Raw genomic sequence first — 23705 nt, 5'->3', positions numbered from 1 at the left:
TGCACCGGTGACCAGTGCGCTCAGTCGGATCCCGTGGCAGGCGATGTGGATCGTCCTCGCCGTCATCTGGGGCTCATCGTTCCTGCTCATGAGGCTCGGGCTCGATGCCCTGCACCCGATGCAGATCGCGGCGCTCCGGGTCGGCATCGCTGCGATCACGCTGCTCGTGCTCGTGGCTGCGACGCGCACCAGGCTGCCGGGGGATCGGCGCACCTGGGGGCTGCTGAGCCTCTGCTCCTTCTTCCTCACGGCACTGCCCTTCACCTGCTTCGTGGTCGCCGAGACGCGCATCTCCTCGGCGGCGGCGGGGCTCGGCAACGCGATCTCGCCGGTCGCGACCGTGCTGTTCGCGCTGCTGCTGCTGCTGCCGAGCGATCGGCTGACGCCGCGCAAGCTCACCGCCGTGCTGCTGGGGCTCGCCGGCGTCGTGCTCATCGCGCAGCCGTGGAGCGCCGAGGGAGGCCCCGACCTGCTCGGCTTCGGCATCGCGGTGCTCGGCGGCGTCTCGTACGGCATCGGCTGGACGCTGAACCGCCGCCTGCTCGCCGGCACGGAGGTGCCGGGCATCGCCCATCCCACCGCCCTCATGATCACCGGGTTCCCGATGACGCTCGTCGCGCTGCTCGCCACCTGCCTCGTCGAGGGCTGGTCGCCGGTCGCGGTGCACGGCGACCCCGAGACGCTCTGGTCGTCGCTGCTGGCGGTCGTCGCGCTCGGCGCGGTCGGCACCGGCGTCGCCTACATCCTGCAGTTCGAGGTGGTGCGCGCCGTCGGTCCCACGGTCGGCGCGACCGTCACCTACCTGATCCCGGTCGTCGCTGTGACGCTCGGCGTGCTGGTGCTGGGGGAGTCGCTCGGCGTGTGGCAGGTGATCGGGGCGGTCGTCGTCATCGGTGCCGGCGTGCTCGTCGGGCAGCGGCCGAAGGCGAAGGCCGGCGTGGCTGCTCCGGCCTGAGGCCGCCTGCGCGCTCGGAGACCCGCTCGGCCGCGACGCGCGGGTGCTCGACCTGCCTCCCCCCTCTCCCCCCGCAGAGTTGCAGTGAGTGGCGCCAAGACCTTCGAATCCGGGGCCACTCACTGCAACTCTCGGACAACCGCGCCCGCTCGCGCCGGCCGTGCTTGGATCGTGACCGTGCAGCTCTACTCGGCCCAGCCCATCCGCGCCCTGCTGCAGATCGCAGGCGATCTGCTCGCGATCGCGATCGTCGTGCTCTCGATCTGGATCTCGCAGCTCGTGCGCGAGGCGATCGCGTCGCTCGGCGTGCTCGGCACGCGCATCGAGGATGCCGGGAGCGGCTTCTCGACGAGCCTGCGGGACGCGGGCGAGGCCCTCGCGCAGGTGCCGCTCGTGGGAGAGGGGATTGCGCAGCCCTTCCGCGACGCCTCGGTGCCCGCCGACGAGCTCGCCGCCGCGGGCGTTTCGCTGCGCTCGGGCGTCGACACGCTCGCGACGGCGGTCGGCACGGCGCTCTGGCTGCTGCCCGTGCTCGTGGTGCTGCTGCTGTGGGTGCTGCCGCGCGTGCGCTCTGCCGTGCGAGCAGGCGCGACGGGCAGGCTCGCCCGCTCGCGGGAGGGGCGTGATCTGCTGGCGCTCCGTGCGCTCGTCGGGCAGCCGACGGCGCGCCTGCTCGCCGCCGTGCCCGACCCGGTCGGCGCGTTCCGCGAGGCGGATGCCGCGGGGCTCGAAGCGCTTGCGGCGATCGAGCTGCGGTCGGCGGGGGTGCGCGCCTGAGCGGCGCCCCGCACGCGCAGCGCCAGCGAGCAGCGCGGCGGCGCGCATAGGATGGGGCGTCCCCGTCCCACGACCAGGAAGCACCATGTCCGGACACTCCAAGTGGGCGACGACGAAGCACAAGAAGGCCGTCATCGACGCCCGTCGTGCCAAGTCGTTCGCGAAGCTCATCAAGAACATCGAGGTCGCAGCCAAGATCGGCGGCGCCGACATGAGCGGCAACCCGACCCTCGTCGACGCCGTGCAGAAGGCCAAGAAGACGAGCGTGCCGAACGACAACATCGATCGCGCCATCAAGCGCGGCGCGGGGCTGACGGGTGAGTCGATCGACTACGCCACGATCGTCTACGAGGGCTACGCCGCGAACGGCGTGGCGCTCATGGTCGAGTGCCTCACCGACAACAAGAACCGCGCCGCGGCCGAGGTGCGCACCGCCATGACGCGCAACGGCGGGACGATGGCCGACCCCGGCTCGGTCGCCTACAACTTCAACCGCAAGGGCGTCGTCTCGGTCACGAAGACCGAGGGCGTCACCGAGGACGACATCCTGCTCGCCGTGCTCGACGCGGGGGCGGAGGAGGTCACCGATCAGGGTGGCGGCTTCGAGATCCTCTCCGAGGCTGGCGACCTGGTCGCCGTGCGCACGGCGCTGCAGGACGCGGGCATCGACTACGACTCGGCCGACGTCGAGTTCGTGCCGAACCTCAAGGTCGAGGGCGATGCGGAGACGGCCCGCAAGGTGTTCCGCCTCATCGACGCGCTCGAGGACAGCGACGACGTGCAGAACGTCTACGTCAACCTCGACGTGCCGCCTGAGGTGCAGGCGCAGCTCGACGAGGACGACGAGTAGCCGCATGCCCATGCGCGTGCTCGGCGTCGACCCGGGCCTGACGCGCTGCGGCGTCGGCGTGGTCGACGTCGAGCACCGCGTGCCGAGCCTCGTCCACGTCGAGGTGCTGCGCTCGGGCGCCGACGAGGCCATCGAGCAGCGGCTGCTGCGCATCGCCCGCGGTGTGGAGGCCGCGATCGACGCGCATCAGCCGGAGCGCATCGCGCTCGAGCGCGTGTTCGCGCAGGCGAACCTGCAGAGCGTCATGGGCGTCGCGCAGATCTCGGGCATCGTGCTGCGCGCCGCGGCCGAGCGCGGGATCCCCATCGCGCTCCTCACCCCGACCGAGGTCAAGGCGGCGGTGACGGGCTATGGCGCCGCCGACAAGCGCCAGGTGGGCGAGATGGTGCGCAGGCTGCTGCGGCTCGACGTGGCGCCGAAGCCCGCTGATGCGGCCGATGCGCTGGCGATCGCGATCGCCGAGGGATGGAAGCCGCGGATGCCCGTGGCCGGCGGCAGCGCCGTCACGCCCGCTCAGCGCGCCTGGGCAGCGGCAGAGTCCGCGGCGCGCGCGTCGAAGCCGAGGGGCACGGCAGGCGGCAGAGCCGCGCGTCGCTGACGACGCGGTGCGAACGACCTACTGCTGGGTCTTGCGCTGGCTGAGTCGCCACATGACGGGCGGCAGCGAGAAGCCGATGAACTCGGCGGCAGCGCCTGCCGCGAAGAGCGCAAACTCGAGCCCGGGCGTCTCGAACGCGTAGCCCATGAGCAGGAACCCGCCGACGACGAAGATGATCGCCAGCACGAAGCTCAGCACAGTGGTGACGTTCATGGGACTCCGTTTCGCGGTGCCGGGTGGCGAGGGCGGGAGCCGGAGCTCCAGCGGTTTCGCCCGCAGGGGTGTGCCACCCACCGTATCGCGTGGTCGACGCCTAGGCTGACGTGGTGATCTCCAGGCTCGACGGCACCGTGCTCTCCGCCCGCGGGCAGCGGCTCGTGGTCGGCGTCGGCGGCATCGGCTACGCCGTCGCCGTGACGCCGCAGACCTCGCTCACCGCCGCTGCCGGGCGCGACGTCGCGCTGCACACGCACCTGGTGGTGCGCGAGGACGAGCTCTCGCTCTACGGCTTCGAGTCTGAGGCCGAGCTCGAGGCCTTCGAGCTGCTGATCGGTGTCTCGGGCGTTGGCCCGAAGTCTGCCCTCGGCGTGCTGGCGCACCTCTCGCCCGACGCGCTGGCGCGCGCGATCGACGAGCAGGACGAGCGTGCCTTCAAGGCGGTGAGCGGCATCGGCCCGAAGACCGCGAAGCTGCTCATCCTGCAGCTGAGCGGCAAGCTGGCGGCGCCGGCCGCGCAGGCGACGGCCCAGGGCTCGGATGCGCGAGCCGACGTGCTCACGGCCCTCACGGGGCTCGGGTGGCCCGAGCGCACCGCGGTCGACGCCATCGAGCGCGCCGCCGTCGCCGCGCCCGACACCGTCGGCACCACCGGCGCGCTGCTGCGCGCGGCGCTGGCGATCCTCGGACCGGGGGCGCGACAGTGACCGACCCGCTCGTGGGCGCCGGCGCATCGCCGGACGAGCTCGCCTTCGAGGGCGCGCTGCGGCCGACGAGCCTCGCCGACTTCGTCGGCCAGCCGAGGGTGAAGGGGCAGCTGCAGGTGCTGCTGCAGGCCGCTCGGCTGCAGGACCGCGCGCCCGACCACATCCTGCTCGCCGGCCCACCCGGGCTCGGCAAGACGACGCTCGCCACCATCATCGGCGCCGAGACCGGGCGACCGATCCGCTACTCCTCAGGCCCCGCGATCCAGCACGCCGGCGACCTCGCGGCCGTCCTCTCTGCGCTCGTGCCGGGCGAGGTGCTCTTCATCGACGAGATCCATCGCATGTCGCGCGCCGCGGAGGAGATGCTGTACCTCGCGATGGAGGACTTCCGCATCGACATCATGGTCGGGAAGGGCGCTGGCGCGTCGTCGATCCCGCTCGAGCTCGCACCCTTCACGCTCGTCGGCGCGACCACGCGCTCCGGCATGCTGCCCGCGCCGCTGCGGGACCGCTTCGGCTTCACCGCGCACCTGGAGTTCTACGAGACCGACGACCTCGAGCGCGTGCTCGTGCGCTCCGCTCGGCTGCTCGAGGTCGACCTCGTGCCGGCCGCGCTCGCCGAGCTCGCCGGTCGTTCGCGCGGCACGCCCCGCATCGCGAACCGGCTGCTGCGTCGCGTGCGCGACTGGCTGCTCGTGCACGCCGGCTCGAGCGACATCGACGGGGTGCAGGCGGCGCTCGAGCTCTACGACGTCGACCCCGCGGGGCTCGACCGCATCGACCGCGCCGTGCTGCACGCCATCGCCCATCGCTTCGGCGGGGGACCGGTCGGGCTCTCGACGCTCGCCGCGGCGATCGGTGAGGAGGCCGACACGATCGAGTCGGTCGTCGAGCCCTTCCTGGTGCGCGAGGGACTGATCGGGCGCACGCCCAGGGGGCGTGTCGCGACGATCGCTGGGATGCGGCACGCGGGCGCCGACACGGCGGTCGGACCGAGCGGGGCGACGACACTCGACGGGGTATGATGGGCCCTTGGTGCTGCGACCATCGGTCCTGCGACCATCCGTCCTGTGCGCAGCTGCGCTGGACGAACCACCCCTGAGAGGCCCCTTCAGACGATGCTGTTCCTGCAGACGACCGCCACCGCCCAGCAAGGGTTCACGTTCGACCCCCTGACGATCATCATGCTGGTCGTGCTCGCGGCGATGATCTTCTTCATGTTCCGCAGCAACAAGAAGCGCAAGGCGCAGGCTGCTGAGCTGCAGGACCAGATGGTGCCCGGCGCCGAGGTCATGACGAACTTCGGCCTCTTCGGCGAGCTGCGCGAGATCGACACCGAGCGCAACGAGGCGCTCATCGAGATCGCTCCCGGCACGATCGTGCGCGTGCACCGCCAGACCCTCGCCCGCGTCGTGCAGGACGAGCCGGTGCTCGACGACGCGGTCGACGAGACCGGCGAGGCCGACGAGCCCCGCGACCGCGCCTGAGTCGTGGCCAAGGCTCGTACCCGGGGCGCGCGCGCCCTCGTCTGGCTGGTCGTGCTCATCGCCGGCTTGACCGGCGCGAACCTCGCGGCAGTGCAGTGGGGCGGCGGCTCGTGGATGCCGCAGCTCGCGCTCGACCTCGAGGGCGGCACGCAGATCGTGCTGGAGCCCCGGCTCGCTGAGGGCGAGTCGATCTCGCAGGAGCAGCTCGACCAGGCCGTCTCGATCATCCGCCAGCGCGTCGACGCCTCCGGCATCTCGGAGACCGAGATCACCACGCAGGGTGGCCGCAACATCGTCGTGGCGCTGCCCGGCGAGCCCGACGCCGCCACGCTGCAGCGCATCCAGGCGAGCGCCAAGATGGAGTTCCGCCCGGTGCTGGCATCCGCGGCCGCGAACGCGCCCGGCGCCACCCCGGCACCCACCGAGGCCGACCCCGAGGCCGAGGCCGAGGCATCCGCCCCCACCGACGCCTGGGATCAGGCGTGGATCACGCCCCAGGTGCAGGCCGACTTCGACGCCTTCCAGTGCTCCGACGTCGACCCGACGCAGGTCGCCGACCCGACGAAGCCGTTCCTCACGTGCTCGAACGACGGCACGGCACGCTTCATCCTCGGTCCCGTGGCGGTCGACGGCGCCAACATCGCAGACGCGGGCGTGTCTGCCGCGACCAACTCCCAGGGCCAGGCGACCGGCGGCTGGGCCGTGAACCTCGAGCTGCAGGGCGACGGCCCGTCGAACTTCGAGGACGTGACGCGAGCGATCACCGGGCTGCCGGAGCCGACGAACCAGTTCGCCGTCGTGCTCGACGCGACGGTGCTGCTGGCCATCACGTCGAACGCGATCATCACGGACGGCAACGCGCAGATCACCGGAGGCTTCACGCAGGATGGCGCGCAGAGCCTCGCGGACCAGCTGCGCTTCGGTGCCCTGCCCGTGAGCTTCCAGGTGCTCTCGCAGGAGACGATCTCGCCAACGCTCGGCGCGAGCCAGCTGCAGGCGGGCCTCATCGCCGGCCTCATCGGCCTGCTGCTCGTCATCTTCTACTCGGTGCTGCAGTACCGCGCGCTCGGCGTCGTCGTGGTCTTCTCGCTCCTCGTCGCCGCGATCCTCAGCTACCTCGTCGTGACGTTCCTGTCGAGCACCGAGGGCTACCGCCTCTCGCTCGCCGGCATCGCGGGCCTCGTGATCTCGATCGGCATCACCGCCGACTCGTTCATCGTGTACTTCGAGCGCATCCGAGACGAGCTGCGCGAGGGCAAGCACCTGAGCTCCGCGCTCGAGACGGGCTGGAAGCGGGCCTTCCGCACCATCCTGATCTCGGACGCGGTGAGCTTCCTCGCGGCGGTCATCCTGTTCCTCCTGTCGGTGGGCAACGTGCGCGGCTTCGCCTACACGCTCGGCATCACGACCTTCATCGACATCATCGTCGTGGCCCTGTTCACGCATCCGCTGCTGCGCATCCTGTCGCGCACGCGCTTCTTCTCCTCCGGCCACCGGCTCTCGGGCCTCGACCCGCAGGCGCTCGGCGCCGTCTACCGCGGTCGGGCGAAGTTCCGCACGCCGACCCTCGAGGGCAAGGGCGCGACCTCGGCCAAGGAGGCGCAGCGGCGCCAGACCATCGCCGAGCGGAAGTCCGCTGCTGCGACGACGGGCAAGGAGTCCTGATGGCATCGCTCACCACCATCGGCAACGAGCTCTACACGGGGGAGCGCTCGCTCCCCGTCGTCCCGCGGCGCAAGATGTGGTTCATGGTCACCGCGATCATCCTCATCGTGCTGGCGCTCGGCACCGTCGTGCGCGGCGGCTTCGTCTTCGGCATCGAGTTCACCGGCGGCAGCGAGTTCCGCGTGGCGGAGCTCGAGGCGGCCACGACCGAGGGCGCGACCGAGGTGGTCGAGTCGATCGTGCCCGGCAGCGACTCGCGCGCTGCGACGCTCGGCACCGATACGGTGCGCGTGCAGACCGACGTCGTGACCGAGGAGCAGGCGGCGGAGATCCGCGCAGCGCTCGCCGAGGAGTACGGGGTCGAGACCGGCGACGTCGCGTTCTCGTTCATCGGCCCGTCGTGGGGCCAGGACGTCTCGCGCCAGGCGCTCCTTGCGCTCGTCGTCTTCCTCGCGATCGTCTCGGTCGTGCTCGCGGTCTACTTCCGCACCTGGAAGATGTCGCTCGCCGCGCTCGCATCGCTCGGCTTCGACCTCCTGGTGACGGCCGGGGTCTACGGCATCATCGGCTTCGAGGTGACGCCGGCCGCGGTGATCGGCTTCCTGACGATCCTCGGCTACTCGCTCTACGACACCGTCGTGGTGTTCGACAAGGTGCGCGAGAACACGGCGCCGGGCTCGAGCGGCACGATGCTCGGCCAGATCAACCTGGCCGTGAACCAGACGCTGGTGCGCTCGATCAACACCTCGATCGTCGCGACGCTGCCGATCGCCTCGATCCTCTTCATCGGCGCCTTCGCGCTGGGTGCCGGCACGCTGCGCGACATCGCGCTGGCGCTGTTCATCGGCACCATCGTCGGCACCTGGTCGTCGATCTTCGTCGCCGCTCCTGTCTATGCTCAGCTGCGGCAGAACGACGAGATCGGCGAGGAGCAGGTGAAGGCCAAGCGCGACCAGGGCGCGGTGGTCTGAGCCGGCGCAGCCCGAGGGGAGGAGCAGCATGAGCGAGGCACAGCCCAGCGGAGGCTTCCGCACGCTCCTGCCGTTCCTCTTCTCGCGGTCGCACCGCGCCGGTGCGATCGACGAGCTCATCCGCTCGGTCAAGGCCCAGCACCCGAAGGCCGACACGGGGCTGATCCAGCGCGCCTACATCATCGCCGAGGAGGCGCACCGAGCGCAGTACCGCAAGTCGGGCGAGCCCTACATCACGCACCCCGTCGCCGTCGCGCAGATCCTCGCGGATCTCGGCATCGGTGCGATCACCGTCGCGGCGGCCCTGCTCCACGACACCGTCGAGGACACGACGTACACGCTCGAGCAGTGCCGCGCCGACTTCGGCGACGAGATCGCGATGCTGGTCGACGGCGTCACGAAGCTCGACAAGCTGAAGTACGGCGAGAGCGCGCAGGCCGAGACGATGCGCAAGATGGTCGTCGCGATGTCGAAGGACATCCGCGTGCTGGTGATCAAGCTGGCAGACCGCCTGCACAACGCGCGCACCTGGGGCTTCGTCTCGGGCGAGTCGGCGCAGCGCAAGGCGCGCGAGACGATCGAGATCTACGCACCGCTCGCGCACCGCCTCGGCATCCAGACCATCAAGGTCGAGCTCGAGGACCTCTCGTTCGCGGTGCTGCAGCCCAAGGTCTACCTCGAGATCAAGAACCTCGTGGATGCGCGGGCGCCCGAGCGCGAGCGGTACCTCGACGACGTGGTCGCGGCCCTCAGCGAGGACATGAAGGCGGGCCGCATCCGCGGCCGCATCGCCGGGCGCCCGAAGCAGTACTACTCGATCTACACGAAGATGCAGGTGCGCGGGCACGACTTCACCGACATCTACGACCTCGTGGGCGTGCGTGTGATCGTGCCGTCGGTGCGCGACTGCTATGCCGTGCTGGGCGCGATCCACGCGCGCTGGCAGCCGATGCCTGGCCGCCTCAAGGACTACATCGCGACACCGAAGTTCAACCTCTACCAGTCGCTCCACACGACGGTGATCGGCCCGCGCGGGCACCACGTCGAGATCCAGATCCGCACCGAGGAGATGCACCGGCGGGCCGAGTTCGGCGTCGCGGCCCACTGGAAGTACAAGCAGGGCGGCAGCGGCAGCAGCAGCGGTGGGCAGATGTCGTCGACCGACATGGCGTGGCTGCAGCACATCAACGACTGGCAGGAGGAGACGACCGATCCGGGCGAGTTCCTCGACTCCCTGCGCTTCGAGATCGGGGCGAAGGAGCTCTACGTCTTCACGCCGAAGGGCAAGGTCATCGGCCTGCCGGCCGGGGCCACGCCGATCGACTTCGCCTATGCGGTGCACACGGAGGTCGGCCACCGCACGATGGGCGGCAAGGTCAACGGGCGCCTCGTGCCGCTCGACACCAAGCTCACCACCGGCGACATCGTCGAGGTGCTCACCTCGAAGAACCCCGACGCCGGCCCCAGCCAGGACTGGCTCTCGTTCGTCACCTCGCCGCGCGCCCGCAGCAAGATCAAGCAGTGGTTCCAGCGCGAGCGCCGCGACGAGGCCGTCGAGGTCGGCAAGGAGGCGATCGCGAAGGCGATGCGCCGGCACGACCTGCCGCTGCAGAAGCTCATGGGTCGGGATGCGTTCGCGCAGGTCGCGGCGCAGCTGAAGCACGAGGACGTCACGGCGCTCTACGCGGCGGTGGGCGAGGGGCACGTCTCGACGCAGTCGGTGCTCGAGAAGGTCGTGGCGATCATCCGCGCGGAGGAGGGCAGCGGCGACGACGCGCCCGAGCCCATCATCCCGAGCAGGGCTCCGCGCCCGCCGTCGAGCGCATCCGGGGTGCTCGTGCGCGGTGCCGACGACATCCTCGTCAAGCTCTCGAAGTGCTGCACGCCCGTGCCCGGTGACGACATCGTGGGCTTCGTGACGCGTGGTCAGGGCGTCAGCGTGCACCAGCGCAGCTGCCCCAACGTGCAGGGCCTGCTCGCGGAGCCCGAGCGCATGATCGAGGTCGAGTGGGCGCCGGTGTCGAAGGGCCTGTTCCTCGTCAACATCCAGGTCGAGGCGCTCGACCGCTCAGCGCTGCTGAGCGACATCACGCGGATCCTGAGCGAGCACCACGTCAACATCCTCTCGGCGAGCGTGCACACGGGCACCGACCGCTTGGCGATCAGCCGCTTCTCCTTCGAGATGGGCGACGTGACGCACCTCGACAACGTGCTGAACGCGGTGCGCCGCATCGACGGCGTCTACGACGTCTACCGCATCACGACCGGCTGAGCCGGCCGGCTGAGCGCGATGAGCTCGGCGTCGAGCACGTCGGGCGAGAGCGCGTGCTCGATGGCCAGCACGACCGCACCGCGGACGCCGGCGTCGCCCTTCGTGGCGCTGGCGGCGATCTGCAGGTGCTCGGTCGCGAGCGGCAGCGAGCGCCGGTAGACGACCTCGCTGATGCCGGCGTGCAGCTCGTTCGCGGCGCCGGCGAGCCGTCCCCCGACGACGATGACGGATGGGTTGACCAGGTTCACGACCATCGCGAGCACCTCGCCGATCGCGCGCCCGGCATCCCGCAGGACCTGCGCGGCCTCGATCGAGCCCTGCGCGGCGAGCTCGACGACCTCGCCCGTGCTGGATGCGTCGACGCCGAGCTCGCGCAGGCGGGCAGCGATCGCGGGCCCCGCGGCGACGGCCTCGAGGCATCCCTGGTTGCCGCAGCGGCAGGGGGCCGTCGATCCCGGCACGCGCACGTGCCCGAGGTCGCCGGCCGTCCCGCGCGCGCCGCGCTGCAGGCGACCGCCGGAGATGATGCCGGCGCCGATGCCCGTCGCGACCTTCACGAGCAGGAAGTCGTCGGTCTCCGGCCATGCGGTGCGCTGCTCGCCGAGGGCCATGATGTTCACGTCGTTGTCGACGAGCACGGGGCATCCGAGTCGCTCGCGCAGCCATCCGGCCACGTCGAAGCGGTGCCAGCCCGGCATGATCGGCGGGCTGATGGGCCGGCCGGTCGCGTGCTCGACGGGGCCGGGCAGGCCGATGCCGACCGCGACCACGTCGTCGAGCGCGCGACCCTGCTCGGCGACGAGCGCGAGCGCGGCCTCCGCGACCCAGCCGAGCACCGCCTCCGGACCCTCGGAGACCTCGAGCTCAGCCCGAGCGGCGGCGATGCCGACACCGCTGAGGTCGGCGAGCTCGACGATGACGTGGGTCGCGCCGACGTCGACGCCGACCACCAGGCGCGCGCTCGGGTTCAGCGCGAAGAGGGATGCCGGCCTGCCGCCGGTCGAGGCCGCGTCGCCGACGGGGGCGACGTAGCCCAGGCTCATCAGCGTGTCGATGTGGAGCGCCACGGACGACCGCGCGAGCCCTGACTCGCGCGCGAGCTCGGAGCGGGTGCGAGCCCGCCCGTCGCGCAGCAGGTCGAAGATCTCGCTCGTTCGCATGACGATCAGTGAAGCACACGAGTCGACTTCCGACACGCCGTACGCAACTTTTGCCAGCAGTCGACAAAAGTGCTGAAGGTGTGTCACAGTAGCGCCGTGGACGAAGACGTCAAGACAACCGCCGCGGGCACCCGAGCGATCGTGCTGCGCGCTGAGGGCATCGTGCAGTCGTTCCTCGGCACGACCGTGCTGCACGGGATCGACCTCGAGCTGCGCAGGGGCGAGGTGCACGGGCTCGTGGGCGAGAACGGCGCAGGCAAGTCGACGCTGATGAAGATCATCGCGGGCGTGCACCAGCCGGACAGAGGCTCGCTCGAGCTCGACGGCGAGGCCATCAGCTTCTCCTCGCCGCTGCAGGCGCAGCGTGCGGGCATCGCCACCGTCTACCAGGAGTTCACGCTGCTGGTGGATCGGACGATCGCCGAGAACATCTGGCTCGGCCGCGAGCCGCGGCGCGGCCCGCTGGTGGACCGCGCCCGCATGCTGCGCGACACGCGCGAGCTGCTCGCGACCATCGGCGTGCCCGACCTGGACCCCTCGCTCCCGGTGCGCCAGCTCTCCGTGGCAGAGCAGCAGGTCGTCGAGATCGCGAAGGCCGTGAGCCTCGACGCCAAGGTCATCTCGATGGACGAGCCGACGGCCGCGCTCGCCGACCACGAGGTGGCGCTGCTCGCGCGCATCATCCGCAGCCTCACCGACCGCGGCATCGCGATCCTCTACGTCTCCCACCGGCTGCGCGAGATCTTCGACCTCTGCAGCACGATCACCGTGCTGAAGGACGGCGAGCTCGTGGGCACGTGGCCCACTGCCGAGCTCGACGAGCGCACGCTCGTGCGCCGCATGGTCGGCCGCGAGCTCTCCGCCTTCTTCCCCGACCCGGTCGCCGGCACCGAGCCCGGCGCGCCGATGCTCGAGCTCGAGGCCGCCGGCAACGACTTCGTCGACGACGTCTCGCTCACCGCTCGGGCTGGCGAGATCGTCGGCATCGCCGGACTCCAGGGCGCCGGACGCACGGAGCTGCTGCACGGCATCTTCGGCGCCGACCCCTTCACGCGGGGCACGATGCGGGTGGACGGCAAGGCCTTCCGGCCGCGCTCGCCGCGCCACGCGGTGCGTGCCGGTCTCGCGCTCATCACCGAGGACCGCAAGACGCAGGGCCTCTCGCTCAACCTGACGGTGCTGCAGAACGCGCTCGGCGTCGTGCGCGCGGTCTTCCCGTCCCGCGCGGCGGCAGCGCGCACCGCCATGCCTGCCTCGCTCGCCGAGCTCGAGCTCGTGGCGCGTGGCCTCGACCAGGAGGTGCAGTTCCTCTCGGGCGGCAACCAGCAGAAGGTCGTGCTCGCGCGATGGCTGGCGGTGGCACCGGGTGTCGTGCTCCTCGACGAGCCGACGCGCGGCATCGACGTGGGTGCGAAGTACGGCGTCTACGAGGTCATGCGACGGCTCGCCGCCTCCGGCGTCGCGATCCTGATGGTCTCGAGCGAGCTGCCGGAGGTGCTCGGCATGAGCGACCGCATCCTGGTCATGCGGGACGGCAGGCTCGCGGGCGAGCTGCCCAGGACATCGAGCGAGGAAGACGTGCTGGCGCTTGCGACCGGCGCCGACGAGGAGGTCGCGGCATGACCGCCATCACCGGCACCAGGCCCGTGCGTCGCACGCGCATCTCGACGACGGCCATCGTCTACATCGTGCTCGTGGGCGTCATCGCCCTCAGCGCCGTGCTCGTCGCTGCCGCCGGGAAGTCGTTCTTCACGGGCGGCACCCTCACGAGCATCCTGACGCTCATGTCGATCCTCGGCTTCGTCGCGATCGGGCAGACGCTCGTGATCATCTCTGGCAGCCTCGACCTGTCGGTGCCCTACGTGGTGAGCACCGCATCCATCGTCGGCGCGGGCATCATGGCCCAGGGCACCGGGGGCATCGTGCCCGGCGTCGCCGCCGCGCTGTTGGTGTCCGCTGCGATCGGCGCCGTCAACGGCTTGATCGTCACGAAGCTGCGCGTGCACGGCTTCATCGCCACGCTCGGCGTCGGGCTCATCATCTCCGGCTGGCTCGGCACGAGCTTCCAAGGCTCCTTCGGCTCGGCTCCGCCCGAGTTCCGCCTGCTCGGCGCGACCACGATCGCCGGCGTGCCGCTCTCGACCATCATCATGCTCGTGTGCGCGGGGCTCGCGGCACTGCTGCTGCACCGCACGGCGCTCGGGCACCACATCTACGCAGTCGGCGGCAACGCCCACGTCGCACGGCTCTCGGGCGTGCGCACGCAGGTGCCGGTCGTCGTCTCGCACATCCTGTGCTCGACCCTCGCGGGCCTCGCTGGGCTCCTGCTGCTCGCGCGCACCTCCGTCGGCAGCCCGACGATCGGCTCGCAGGGCGGCTACGACCTCATGTCGATCGCCGCGGTCGTGCTCGGCGGGACGCTGCTCGCCGGCGGCTCGGGCGGCGTGCTCGGCACGATCGGCGGCGTCGCGATCTTCGCGGTGCTCGACCACACCATGGGTGCGCTCGAGGTCAACCCGTTCTTCAAGGACTTCGTGCGCGGCGCCGTCATCATCGTGGCCGTCGCCCTGTACGCCTGGCGCAGCCTGCAGCGCCGACCACCGAGGTTCCATGGGAAGGGGGCGGCATCATGACCGCGCTCGCTCAGCGCTCGCCGTGGCAGCGCTTCGTGTCGGCCCTCGCGACCCCCGGCGGCGCCGTCTTCGTGCTGCTCGTCGTCCTGCTGATCGCGGCCTCCGTCGCGAACCCGCGCTTCGCGGAGCCCGACCAGCTCGTGCGCTTCCTCGCGCGCACCGCTCCGATCGCCATCGCGGCGATCGGCCAGTTCTTCGTCATCGTCTCCGGCGAGTTCGACCTCTCCATGGGTGCGGTGATCGCCGCGCAGGTGGTCATCGCCGGCAACATCATCGGGCAGGACGAGGCGATGATCCTGCCCGGCCTGGCGCTGATGCTGCTCGTCGGCATCGGTGTGGGGCTGCTGAACGGGGTGCTGACCACGATGGCCAAGGTGCCGAGCTTCATCGTCACGCTCGGCATGATGCTCGCGCTCTACGGATTCGTGCGCTTCCTCACCGGCGGCGCCGCGACGGGCAACCCGGTCGACAGCTTCCGCGAGATCGGCCGCGGGCTGCTCGGCGACGTGCTGCCGTACTCGGTCATCATCCTCGTGGTGCTCGCGGTCGGCGCCTGGCTGCTGATGCGCTCGCCCTTCGGCCAGACGCTGCTCGCCGTCGGCGACAACCCGGTGGCGGCGCGCCTCTCCGGCACGCGCACGACTCGCGTGAAGATCTCGGCCTTCGTGCTCTCGTCGCTCGCGGCGACCGTGGCGGGGATCCTGCTCGTCGGCTACGCCGGCGTCCACCCCAGCATCGGCTCGGGCTACGAGTTCCAGGCGATCACGGCCGTGGTGCTCGGCGGCGCCGTGCTCGGCGGCGGGCGCGGCTGGGTGCTGTCGGCCGCGGCCGGCGCCATCGCGCTCGAGCTGCTGTTCACGGTGCTGAACCAGATCGGCATCGACTCGACCTGGCGGCCGAGCGTGCAGGGCATCATCATCATCCTCGCCGTCGCCCTCGGCGCCGTCGCCTGGCGCACGGCCCGACGGCCAGCCTCGGTCAGCCGCTCCCAGGCGGCGGCCGAACCAAACCCGACTCCAACCCCGACTCCAACCCCAACACCAGGAGAGCAATGATGCGCAAGCACAGCAAGGGCCTCATCGTCGTGGCCCTCGGCGCCGCGATGACACTCGCGGCCTGCAGCACCGACGGGAGCGTCGACCCCTCGGCGGCTCCCGAGAACACGGAATCGGCACCCGCCGAGACCGAGGCCTCGAGCGGCGGCGAGTGGTTCGAGCAGGCCGTCTTCGACGAGCAGTTCGAGCAGCGCTCCGCGACGTTCGAGGGCGACCCCGAGACGCCGTGGCTGCAGTACATCGACGGCCCGATGACGGACACCTCCGAGTGGCAGACCGACGAGGCGATGCACGCGTGCTTCGCCAACGCATCCATCTCGAACCCGTGGCGCCAGACCGGCTTCATCACGATGCAGGAGCAGTTCAAGGTCCTCCAGGAGGAGGGCGTCATCGAGACGCTCGAGGTGCGCGACGCCGGCGACGACGACAACACCCAGATCGCCGACATCGACTACTTCATCGGTGAGGGCAACTGCGACATCTACATCATCTCGCCGAACTCGACGGCTGCGCTGACGCCCGCCGTGGAGCGCGCCTGCGAGACCGGGCGTCCCGTGATCGTCTTCGACCGCGGCGTCGACACCGACTGCGCGACCACGTTCATCCACCCGATCGGTGGCTACGCCTGGGGCATCGACACCGCTGAGTTCCTCATCGACAACCTCGAGGAGGGCGACACGGTTGTCGCGCTCCGCATCCTCCCGGGCGTCGACGTGCTCGAGCACCGCTGGGCAGCAGCCGAGCAGCTGCTCACCGAGGCGGGCATCACGGTCGATGACTACTTCACCGGCGCTGACCCGACCGAGATCAAGAGCATCATCACGGATGCGCTCTCGAGCGGCGACGTGCAGGGTGTCTGGATGGATGCCGGTGACGGTGCCGTCGCCGCCATCGAGGCCTTCGAGGACGCCGGCGCCGAGCTCCCGGTCATGACGGGCGAGGACGAGATGAGCTTCCTCCGCGCATGGCAGGAGCGCGACATGACGGCGCTCGCGCCGGCCTACTCGAACTTCCAGTGGCGCACCCCGCTGCTGGCAGCCGAGATGATCGCCAACGGCGAAGAGGTGCCGAGCGAGTGGGTGCTGCCGCAGACGCCGCTGGACGCCGACGCGCGCGACGAGGCCATCGCGGCCAACGAGGGCATGCCCGACGGCCACTACGCGCTGTTCGGCGGCGCCGACCTGCCGACGTACCCCGGCCCGTGGCAGGACCGCTAGTCGTCGCCTGACCGCGACCGACCGTTGACCGGCCGGCCCTCGCGCATCGCGCGGGGGCCGGCCGTCACCACCCGTCAGTCATCGCTCATCCGAGGCAGCGGCATCCGCAGCCCGGGAGGGGCCGCCGCCGCGCGCCATCGCGGCACGGCATCGCAGAACGGAGGCGCCATGCGCCCGATCGGCATCAACACCTGGGTGTGGCAGTCGCCGCTGCACGACCAGACCGCGCCCGAAGCGGTGGCGCACGTCGCCGAGCTCGGATTCGACGTCGTCGAGCTGCCGCTCGAGCAGGAGGGTGACCTCACCGCTGCGGCGGTGCGCCCGCTGCTCGAGGAGCACGGCCTCGCGGCCTGCGTCGTCGGTGCGATGGGGCCCGAGCGCGCCCTCGTCGCCGCAGACGCCGACACCGTCGCCGCGACCCAGCGCTACCTGCGCGCGTGCATCGACTTCGCCGCGGACATCGGAGCGAGCAGCGTCTGCGGTCCCTTCACCGCGCAGACCGGGCGCACCTGGCGCATGGACGCCGAGGAGCGCCGCAGCATCATCGCCGACCTCCGCGAGCACCTCGCGCCCGTCGTCGAGCACGCCGCCGACCGCGGCGTCACGATCGGCATCGAGCCGCTCAACCGCTACGAGACCTCGATCATCACCACCGTCGCGCAGGCCCTCGACGCGCTCGAGCCGCTGCTCGGCGAGCACCTCGGCCTGGCGCTCGACACCTACCACCTCGGCATCGAGGAGCGCTCGAGCGCCGATGCCATCCGCACTGCCGGCAGCGCCATCGCGCACGTGCAGGTCTGCGGCAACGATCGAGGCGCCCCCGGCGGCGACCAGACCGACTGGCCCGGGATCCGCGCCGCGCTCGACGACGTCGACTACCGCGGCCCGCTCGTCATCGAGAGCTTCACCGCCGAGAACGCGGCGATCGCCGTCGCCGCCTCCATCTGGCGCCCGCTCGCGACGACGCAGGACGACCTCGCCCGCGACGGGCTCGCGTTCCTGCGCGAGCTGGAGCGCTCGTGAGCGCCGCGCCCGGCACGGGCACGCTCGGCGTCGCCGTCCTCGGCACGGCCTTCATGGGCCGCGCCCACTCCTCGGCGTGGCGCAACGTCGGCGCGGTCTTCCCCGACACGCCCGCCATCGCCATGCGCGTGCTGTGCGGCTCCGATCCGGAGCGCACCCGCGTCGCTGCGCAGAGCCTCGGCTGGCAGGAGGCGGCCACCGATTGGCGCGCCGTCATCGCGCGCGACGACGTGCAGATCGTCGACATCTGCACGCCCGGCCACCTGCACGCCGAGATGGCGACCGCGGCGCTCGAGGCCGGCAAGCACGTGCTGGTCGAGAAGCCGCTCGCCACCGGCCTCGCGGAGGCGGAGCGCATGGTCGCGGCCGCCGAGGCCGCCGCGGGCGTGGCGATGCTCGGCTTCAACTACCGACGCGTGCCGGCGCTCGCGCTCGCGCGGCGCCTCGTCGCCGAGGGGCGGATCGGCGAGGTCCGCACCGTCCGCGCCGCGTACCTGCAGGACTGGCTCGTCGATCCCGCCGCACCGATGACCTGGCGCCTGCGAGCGGAGACGGCCGGCAACGGCGCGCTCGGCGACCTCGGCTCCCACGTCATCGACCAGATCCAGACGATCACCGGGCAGCGGGCGGTCGGCGCCCGCGGCACGCTCCGCACCTTTCAGCGCGAGCGTCAGGGGCCGGATGGGCTCGAGCCCGTCACGGTGGACGACGCGGCATGGGCGCAGCTCGACCTCGATAGGGGAGCGGTCGCCTCCCTCGAGGTCTCGCGCGTCGCGACGGGCAGCAAGAACGGCCTCACCATCGAGGTGCACGGCACCGACGGCGCGCTCGCCTTCGACCTCGAGCGGCTCAACGAGCTCGTCGTCACCGACGGCCGCGACGCCTGGCCGTCGCGCGTGCTCGTGACCGAGCCGACGCATCCGTACCTCGACGCCTGGTGGCCGCCCGGCCACGTCCTGGGCTGGGACTCGACCTTCACGATGCAGGCCGCCGACCTGCTGCGAGCCATCGCGGCAGGGCGCGCGCCGGAGCCGTCGTTCGCGGACGGGCTCGCCGTGCAGCGCGTGCTCGACGCGGTCGAGCGCAGCCACGCGGCAGACGGTGCGAGGATGCCGCTGGAGCACCACCGATGATCGAGATGAGGATGCCATGACCCGCCCGTTCACGCTGTTCACCGGCCAGTGGGCCGACCTGCCGTTCGAGGAGGTCGCGCGGCTCGCGGGCTCGTGGGGCTTCGACGGGCTCGAGATCGCGTGCTCCGGCGACCACCTCGACGCATCGCGCTGGGACGACGAGGCCTACGCGGCGTCGCGCCGCGAGATCTTGGAGCGCAACGGCCTGCAGGTGTGGGCGATCTCGAACCACCTGAACGGCCAGGCGGTGTGCGACGACCCGATCGACTTCCGGCACGAGGCGATCGTGCGCCCGCACGTCTGGGGCGACGGCGACCCCGAGGGCGTTCGGCAGCGCGCGGCGAAGGAGCTGCAGGACACCGCTCGGATGGCGCGAGCACTGGGCGTCGACACCGTCGTCGGCTTCACGGGCTCCTCGATCTGGCAGTACGTCGCGCAGTTCCCGCCGGTGCCCGACAGCGTGATCGACGACGGCTACCGCGACTTCGCCGACCGGTGGAACCCCATCCTCGACGTCTTCGACGAGGTCGGCGTGCGATTCGCCCACGAGGTGCACCCGAGCGAGATCGCGTACGACCACTGGTCGACGGAGCGGGCGCTCGACGCGATCGGCCGCCGGCCGGCGTTCGGCATCAACTGGGACCCGAGCCACATGGTCTGGCAGGGCATCGACCCGGTCGGCTTCATCTCGGACTTCGCCGACAGGATCTACCACGTCGACTGCAAGGACACGCGGATGCGCATGGGCGGTGGCCGCAACGGCATCCTGTCGTCGCACCTGCCCTGGGGTCACCCGCGTCGCGGCTGGGACTTCGTCTCGGCAGGGCGCGGCGACGTGGCGTGGGGCGATGCGTTCCGCACGCTCACCGCGATCGGCTACGCCGGCCCCATCTCCATCGAGTGGGAGGACGCGGGCATGGACCGGCTGCAGGGCGCACCGGAGGCGCTGGAGGCGCTGCGGCGCTTCGAGTTCGAGCCCTCGACCGCGCGCTTCGACGCGGCGTTCTCGAGCGAGCGCGACGCCTAGTCGGCCCGCGCACGAGCGAGGGCCCAGCCGTCTGCTGACGACTGGGCCCTCATCCGTGCCACGCGGGCGGGCGGATGCTCAGCCGGCGGCTGCGACGACCTCGAGCCACGAGCGCTTCGTCTCGAGCTCGGCCTCGAGCTCGGCCTTGCGCTTGGCGTCCTCGGCCTCGGCGATCTCAGCCTCGAGCTTCTCGATGGCGTCCTCGAGCTGACCCGCGAGGCCCTCCGAGCGCGCCTTGCGCTCGGGGTTGTGGCTCTTCCAGTGCTGCTCGTCGAGCTCGCGCACGTGCGTCTCGATCTTGCGCATGCGGTCCTCGACCTCGCGCAGCGACTCGCGCGGCACGCGACCGATCTCGTCCCAGCGCTGCTGGATGCTGATGAGCGCGTCGCGGGCGGCGGTGCGGTTCGTGATCTCGAGGATCGGAGCGGCCTCCTCGAGCAGCGCCTGCTTGGCCACCAGGTTCGCGGCGAACTCCTGGTCGTCCACCGCGGACTGCTCGGCCTTCGCCTGGAAGAGCACGTCGCCGGCTTCCTTGAACTCGGCCCAGAGCGCGTCGTCGATCTTGCGACCGGCGCGGCCAGCGGCCTTCCACTGGTCCAGCAGCGTGCGGTAGGCGGGGATGCCGTCGACGCCCTTGGGCGCGAGCGCCTGGGCCTGCTCGACCAGCGCCTGCTTACGCGCGCGGACGTCCTTGTGCGACGCATCCAGCTCGGCGAAGAACTTGCGCCGTGCCGTCTCGAGCGTGCTGCGGGCGTCGCGGAAGCGCTTCCAGAGCGTGTCGGCCTGGCTCTTCGACAGGCGCGGTCCGTCCTTCTGGAGGCGCTGCCACTCGGCGAAGAGCACGTCGACCTGCTGCATGGTCTGCTTCCACTGCACGTCGGCGAGGTCGCCGGCGGCCATGCGCTCGATCGACTCCACGACGCGGGTGCGCTCGGCGAGGGCCGCCTCGACCTCTGCCTTGCTCGCGGCCTGCTGCTTCGCCTCGAGCTCGCCGAGCTCGCCGCGGAGCGCGTCGAGCCGCGTGAGCAGCGAGGGGATGTCTCCGACCGCGTTGGCGATCGTGACGCTCTGGTGCAGGTGGTTGGCGGTCTTGGCGACGTCGCGCGCGCTGGCGCCGCCGCGGACGCGCTGCTCGAGCAGTCGGACCTGGCCCTCGAAGTCGGCGAACTTGCGCTCGAAGTAGGCGAGCGCCTCCTCGGGCGTCACGTCGGGGAACTGCCCGACGACGCGCCAGTCGTCGCCGTCCTTGACGGCCACGGTGCCGGCGGCGTCGACGCGGCCGAGGCCGCGCTCGATGACCGTCTCGCCGATGGTGGGGCCAGCGGGGGCCTCGGTGGTCTCGGCAGCCGGCTCGGCGTCCGCGGTGCTCTCGGCAGCGGGCTCCGCGCTCTCTGCGGGGGCGTCCTCGCCCTCGGCGGGAGCCTCGGCGCTCTCGGCGGCAGCCTCGGCGCTCTCGGCGGGAGCCTCGGTGCTCTCGGCGGGCACGTCGGAGGTCTGCTCCGCGAGTTCGGGAGCGGTCTCCTCGGCGGCGGGCTGCGCGGCGTCGGATTCGGTGGGCTGGGTGTCAGGCATGACGAAGTCTCTCGTACGAGGGGACGGGCAGGTCGAGCCTAGCGCGGTGGACCTGATGCAGGGGGCCATCGCTGGCCTCTGCGCGGGTGGACTACTGCAGGACGAAGTCGTCGATGGTCACGGGCTCGGTCGGGGCGCCGTCCGGAGCGTCGTCGACCGTGCCCTTGGCGATGACCTGCTCCTGCAGCTCGTCGAGCCCGCTGGTGACCTGCCCGATGACGGTGTAGCCGCCGGCTGCGTCGGAGGGGATCGTCGTGTCGCCGTAGACGATGAAGAACTGGTGCCCGTTCGTCTCCGCGTTGCCCCCCTGGCGCGCCATCGCGATCGTGCCCTCGACGTAGACGTCGTCGGCCGGCGCGTTCTCGATCGGTCCGTACATGTAGGAGGGGTCACCGGCGCCCGTGCCGTCGACCGAGCCGCACTGCAGCACGCTGAAGCCCGGGCTCGTCGTCAGGCGGTGGCAGGTCTTGTCGTCGTAGTAGTCCTGCTGCGTGTCCTGCAGCACCGCGGAGACAGCCTGCGGTGCGGCGGCGCCGTCGAGCTCGACCTCGAGCGCCACGCCGTTGATCGTCAGCGTGCCGGTCCAGCTGCGCTCCTCGGCGAGCGAGGGCTCTGGGACGGTCGACTCGGCGGCGGGCTGCGAGGGAGCTGCGGTGTCGCCGGGCGCTGCGCTGTCGGTGGGCGCCGCGGTCTCGGCCGGGTCGGCGGGCGGCTGGGTCACGGCGATGATGCCGATGCCGCCGAGCAGCACGACACCGGCGAGCACGCCGCCGATGATCGAGTCGCGCGCCTGTCGACGCTTCCTGCGCTCGTGCACGGACTGGCGAGCGCGATAGTCGCGGACGCGCCGCTCCTGCTCCTGCTTGGTGACCACGGATTCTCCTCAGGGACCTGCCACGCGGACTTCGCCGTCCGGGACGGGAGCGCGGCCGGCGTTCAGGCTACCGGCTCGGGTGCCCCCGGGCCGTCAGCGACGGGGCGCGTCAGTGGTCGCGCCTAGCATGGAGGCATGGCCAGGGGGACGACAGCGCCGCTCGCGGTGCGCATGCGGCCCACGAGCCTCGACGAGGTGGTGGGTCAGCGCCACCTGCTCGGCCCGGGCTCCCCGCTGCGCCGGCTCGCCGCATCCGGCGATCGCGCGAGCGGTCAGAGCGTGATCCTCTGGGGACCGCCGGGAACGGGCAAGACCACCCTCGCCCAGTCGATCGCCCACACCTCCGACCGCCGCTTCGTCGAGCTGAGCGCGGTCAGCGCCGGGGTGAAGGACGTGCGGCAGGTGATGGAGGACTCGCTGAACCAGCGCGACCTCTTCGGCCAGTCGACGGTCCTCTTCCTCGACGAGATCCATCGCTTCACGAAGGCGCAGCAGGACGCGCTGCTCCCGGGGGTCGAGCAGGGCTGGGTCACGCTCATCGCGGCCACGACCGAGAACCCCTCCTTCAGCGTCATCAGCCCGCTGCTGTCGCGCTCGCTGCTGCTCACGCTCGAGCCGCTCGAGGATGCCGACATCGGCGCGCTCGTCGACCGCGCGATCGCCGATCCGCGCGGGTTCGACGCGGGCATCGTGCTCGAGGACGACGCGAGGGCGCAGCTGATCCGGCTCTCGTCCGGCGATGCCCGCCGGGCGCTCACGGCGCTCGAGGCCGCCGGCGCGCACGCCCTCGAGGCCGCGGAGACGGGAGCCGTCGACCGCGACGACGGCGACGACGCGACGGCGGATGCGCCGGTGGCGGTGACGGCGGAGGCCCTGGCGAGCGCGGTCGACCGGGCGCTGCTGCGCTACGACCGCCAGGGCGACGAGCACTACGACGTGATCTCCGCCTTCATCAAGTCCGTGCGCGGCTCCGACCCCGACGCGGCGCTGCACTACCTCGCGCGCATGATCGAGGCGGGGGAGGACCCGCGCTTCATCGCTCGCCGGATCATCGTGCTCGCCGCCGAAGACGTCGGGATGGCGGACCCGCAGGGGCTCGTCATCGCGACGGCCGCCGCGACCGCGGTGCAGATGATCGGCATGCCGGAGGGGCGGATCCCGCTGGCCGAGGCGACCGTCTACCTCGCGACCGCGCCGAAGTCGAACCGCTCCTATCGCGGGGTGGACGCGGCGATCGCCGATGTGCGCGCCGGCGACTTCGGCCGCGTGCCCATCCACCTGCGCGACGGGCACTACCCGGGCGCCAAGCGGCTCGGGCACGGGAAGGGCTACCGCTACGCCCACGACGCGCCGCACGGTGTGGCCGAGCAGCAGTACCTGCCCGACCCGCTCGTGGGCCGCCGCTACTACGAACCCGGCGCGCACGGCTTCGAGCGCGACGTGGCCGCGCGGCTCGAGCGCATCCGCAGGATCCTGGCCGGAGACCGCTGATCTGCTAGGCTCTACGACGGCC

Annotated in this window: 22 protein-coding genes; 18 read left to right on the top strand and 4 right to left on the bottom strand. The window is 71.6% G+C overall.

The features are described 5' to 3' along the window. The first annotated feature begins 7 nt into the window (after positions 1-7). From BQ6202_RS06420 to ruvC, 4 genes are all read left to right on the top strand, one after another. Positions 8-955 (top strand): DMT family transporter, encoded by a 948-nt coding sequence (locus tag BQ6202_RS06420; protein WP_234946137.1) that lies wholly within the window; start codon positions 8-10, stop codon positions 953-955. 171 nt (positions 956-1126) lie between these two features. Continuing rightward, complete coding sequence (locus tag BQ6202_RS06415; RefSeq protein WP_143143660.1) at positions 1127-1732, top strand: hypothetical protein; 606 nt, start codon at positions 1127-1129, stop codon at positions 1730-1732. A gap of 85 nt (positions 1733-1817) precedes the next feature. Continuing rightward, on the top strand, positions 1818-2582 hold the full coding sequence (locus BQ6202_RS06410) for a YebC/PmpR family DNA-binding transcriptional regulator (protein ID WP_072313620.1): 765 nt from the start codon (positions 1818-1820) through the stop codon (positions 2580-2582). 4 nt (positions 2583-2586) lie between these two features. Beyond that, positions 2587-3180 carry a crossover junction endodeoxyribonuclease RuvC gene (gene ruvC, locus BQ6202_RS06405; protein WP_072313619.1) on the top strand — a complete coding sequence of 198 codons (594 nt, stop codon included), beginning with the start codon at positions 2587-2589 and terminating at the stop codon, positions 3178-3180. Positions 3181-3198: 18 nt separating this feature from the next. Here ruvC and BQ6202_RS06400 read toward each other — a convergent pair whose 3' ends face one another. Continuing rightward, entirely contained in the window at positions 3199-3393 is a 195-nt protein-coding gene (locus BQ6202_RS06400) for a hypothetical protein (RefSeq protein WP_072313618.1), read from the bottom strand. Positions 3394-3506: 113 nt separating this feature from the next. On the opposite strand from BQ6202_RS06400, the gene ruvA reads away from it, so the two are divergent. The 6 genes from ruvA (at position 3507) to BQ6202_RS06370 (ending at position 10498) form a co-directional block, all read left to right on the top strand. Then, on the top strand, positions 3507-4103 hold the full coding sequence (gene ruvA, locus BQ6202_RS06395; RefSeq protein WP_072313617.1) for a Holliday junction branch migration protein RuvA: 597 nt from the start codon (positions 3507-3509) through the stop codon (positions 4101-4103). Then, entirely contained in the window at positions 4100-5128 is a 1029-nt protein-coding gene (ruvB, locus tag BQ6202_RS06390) for a Holliday junction branch migration DNA helicase RuvB (protein ID WP_072313616.1), read from the top strand. Before ruvA ends, ruvB begins: the two co-directional genes overlap by 4 nt. 93 nt (positions 5129-5221) lie before the next feature. After that, positions 5222-5590, top strand: coding sequence for a preprotein translocase subunit YajC (locus tag BQ6202_RS06385; protein WP_072313615.1), 369 nt, complete (start codon positions 5222-5224; stop codon positions 5588-5590). Between the two features lie 3 nt (positions 5591-5593). Next, positions 5594-7255 carry a protein translocase subunit SecD gene (gene secD / locus BQ6202_RS06380; RefSeq protein WP_072313614.1) on the top strand — a complete coding sequence of 554 codons (1662 nt, stop codon included), beginning with the start codon at positions 5594-5596 and terminating at the stop codon, positions 7253-7255. After that, positions 7255-8226: a protein translocase subunit SecF gene (gene secF, locus BQ6202_RS06375; protein WP_072313613.1), complete on the top strand. Its 972-nt coding sequence runs from the start codon at positions 7255-7257 to the stop codon at positions 8224-8226. The genes secD and secF overlap by 1 nt, the downstream gene beginning before the upstream one ends. Positions 8227-8254: 28 nt before the next feature. After that, entirely contained in the window at positions 8255-10498 is a 2244-nt protein-coding gene (locus BQ6202_RS06370) for a RelA/SpoT family protein (protein ID WP_072313612.1), read from the top strand. On the opposite strand, the gene BQ6202_RS06365 is transcribed toward BQ6202_RS06370, so the two are convergent. Further along, entirely contained in the window at positions 10477-11658 is a 1182-nt protein-coding gene (locus tag BQ6202_RS06365; RefSeq protein ID WP_072313611.1) for an ROK family transcriptional regulator, read from the bottom strand. The two genes, BQ6202_RS06370 and BQ6202_RS06365, sit on opposite strands and share 22 nt — an antisense overlap. A gap of 96 nt (positions 11659-11754) precedes the next feature. Here BQ6202_RS06365 and BQ6202_RS06360 point away from each other — a divergent pair, with 96 nt between their 5' ends. From BQ6202_RS06360 to BQ6202_RS06330, 7 genes are all read left to right on the top strand, one after another. Beyond that, entirely contained in the window at positions 11755-13281 is a 1527-nt protein-coding gene (locus BQ6202_RS06360; protein ID WP_072313610.1) for a sugar ABC transporter ATP-binding protein, read from the top strand. After that, positions 13278-14291 carry an ABC transporter permease gene (locus BQ6202_RS06355; RefSeq protein ID WP_072313609.1) on the top strand — a complete coding sequence of 338 codons (1014 nt, stop codon included), beginning with the start codon at positions 13278-13280 and terminating at the stop codon, positions 14289-14291. Before BQ6202_RS06360 ends, BQ6202_RS06355 begins: the two co-directional genes overlap by 4 nt. Further along, complete coding sequence (locus tag BQ6202_RS06350) at positions 14288-15346, top strand: ABC transporter permease (protein WP_072313608.1); 1059 nt, start codon at positions 14288-14290, stop codon at positions 15344-15346. The genes BQ6202_RS06355 and BQ6202_RS06350 overlap by 4 nt, the downstream gene beginning before the upstream one ends. Next, positions 15343-16563, top strand: a complete 1221-nt coding sequence (locus BQ6202_RS06345; RefSeq protein WP_072313607.1) for a substrate-binding domain-containing protein — start codon at positions 15343-15345, stop codon at positions 16561-16563. Before BQ6202_RS06350 ends, BQ6202_RS06345 begins: the two co-directional genes overlap by 4 nt. Positions 16564-16731: 168 nt before the next feature. Continuing rightward, complete coding sequence (locus BQ6202_RS06340; RefSeq protein ID WP_072313606.1) at positions 16732-17586, top strand: sugar phosphate isomerase/epimerase family protein; 855 nt, start codon at positions 16732-16734, stop codon at positions 17584-17586. Beyond that, complete coding sequence (locus tag BQ6202_RS06335) at positions 17583-18719, top strand: Gfo/Idh/MocA family protein (protein WP_072313605.1); 1137 nt, start codon at positions 17583-17585, stop codon at positions 18717-18719. The genes BQ6202_RS06340 and BQ6202_RS06335 overlap by 4 nt, the downstream gene beginning before the upstream one ends. 16 nt (positions 18720-18735) lie before the next feature. Further along, positions 18736-19746 (top strand): sugar phosphate isomerase/epimerase family protein, encoded by a 1011-nt coding sequence (locus tag BQ6202_RS06330; RefSeq protein WP_072313604.1) that lies wholly within the window; start codon positions 18736-18738, stop codon positions 19744-19746. Positions 19747-19824: 78 nt separating this feature from the next. Here the strand turns inward: BQ6202_RS06330 and BQ6202_RS06325 are convergent, their stop codons facing one another. Both BQ6202_RS06325 and BQ6202_RS06315 read right to left on the bottom strand, forming a co-directional pair. After that, positions 19825-21318, bottom strand: coding sequence for a DUF349 domain-containing protein (locus BQ6202_RS06325; RefSeq protein WP_083587057.1), 1494 nt, complete (start codon positions 21316-21318; stop codon positions 19825-19827). 91 nt (positions 21319-21409) lie between these two features. Next, the gene (locus BQ6202_RS06315) at positions 21410-22192 is read right to left on the bottom strand and encodes a peptidylprolyl isomerase (protein WP_072313603.1); all 783 of its coding nucleotides are present in this window, start codon (positions 22190-22192) and stop codon (positions 21410-21412) included. A 135-nt stretch (positions 22193-22327) separates the two neighbouring features. Here BQ6202_RS06315 and BQ6202_RS06310 point away from each other — a divergent pair, with 135 nt between their 5' ends. Continuing rightward, complete coding sequence (locus BQ6202_RS06310) at positions 22328-23683, top strand: replication-associated recombination protein A (protein WP_083587056.1); 1356 nt, start codon at positions 22328-22330, stop codon at positions 23681-23683. Positions 23684-23705 lie beyond the last annotated feature (22 nt).

The organism is Agrococcus sp. Marseille-P2731, assembly GCF_900117395.1.
In the GTDB taxonomy this organism is placed as follows: Bacteria; Actinomycetota; Actinomycetes; order Actinomycetales; family Microbacteriaceae; genus Agrococcus.
Note: the sequence above shows the minus strand (reverse complement) of the source record. Positions and strands in the feature narration are given on the sequence as shown.

What these genes read in the sequence shown, in the direction of transcription:
- BQ6202_RS06410 (WP_072313620.1), top strand. Translation starts at nt 1,818, where the DNA reads ATGTCCGGACACTCCAAGTGGGCGACGACGAAGCACAAGAAGGCCGTC.
- ruvC (WP_072313619.1), top strand. Translation starts at nt 2,587, where the DNA reads ATGCCCATGCGCGTGCTCGGCGTCGACCCGGGCCTGACGCGCTGCGGC.
- BQ6202_RS06400 (WP_072313618.1), bottom strand. Translation starts at nt 3,393, where the DNA reads ATGAACGTCACCACTGTGCTGAGCTTCGTGCTGGCGATCATCTTCGTC.
- BQ6202_RS06385 (WP_072313615.1), top strand. Translation starts at nt 5,222, where the DNA reads ATGCTGTTCCTGCAGACGACCGCCACCGCCCAGCAAGGGTTCACGTTC.
- secF (WP_072313613.1), top strand. Translation starts at nt 7,255, where the DNA reads ATGGCATCGCTCACCACCATCGGCAACGAGCTCTACACGGGGGAGCGC.
- BQ6202_RS06370 (WP_072313612.1), top strand. Translation starts at nt 8,255, where the DNA reads ATGAGCGAGGCACAGCCCAGCGGAGGCTTCCGCACGCTCCTGCCGTTC.
- BQ6202_RS06365 (WP_072313611.1), bottom strand. Translation starts at nt 11,658, where the DNA reads ATGCGAACGAGCGAGATCTTCGACCTGCTGCGCGACGGGCGGGCTCGC.
- BQ6202_RS06355 (WP_072313609.1), top strand. Translation starts at nt 13,278, where the DNA reads ATGACCGCCATCACCGGCACCAGGCCCGTGCGTCGCACGCGCATCTCG.
- BQ6202_RS06350 (WP_072313608.1), top strand. Translation starts at nt 14,288, where the DNA reads ATGACCGCGCTCGCTCAGCGCTCGCCGTGGCAGCGCTTCGTGTCGGCC.
- BQ6202_RS06345 (WP_072313607.1), top strand. Translation starts at nt 15,343, where the DNA reads ATGATGCGCAAGCACAGCAAGGGCCTCATCGTCGTGGCCCTCGGCGCC.
- BQ6202_RS06340 (WP_072313606.1), top strand. Translation starts at nt 16,732, where the DNA reads ATGCGCCCGATCGGCATCAACACCTGGGTGTGGCAGTCGCCGCTGCAC.
- BQ6202_RS06330 (WP_072313604.1), top strand. Translation starts at nt 18,736, where the DNA reads ATGACCCGCCCGTTCACGCTGTTCACCGGCCAGTGGGCCGACCTGCCG.
- BQ6202_RS06325 (WP_083587057.1), bottom strand. Translation starts at nt 21,318, where the DNA reads ATGCCTGACACCCAGCCCACCGAATCCGACGCCGCGCAGCCCGCCGCC.
- BQ6202_RS06310 (WP_083587056.1), top strand. Translation starts at nt 22,328, where the DNA reads ATGGCCAGGGGGACGACAGCGCCGCTCGCGGTGCGCATGCGGCCCACG.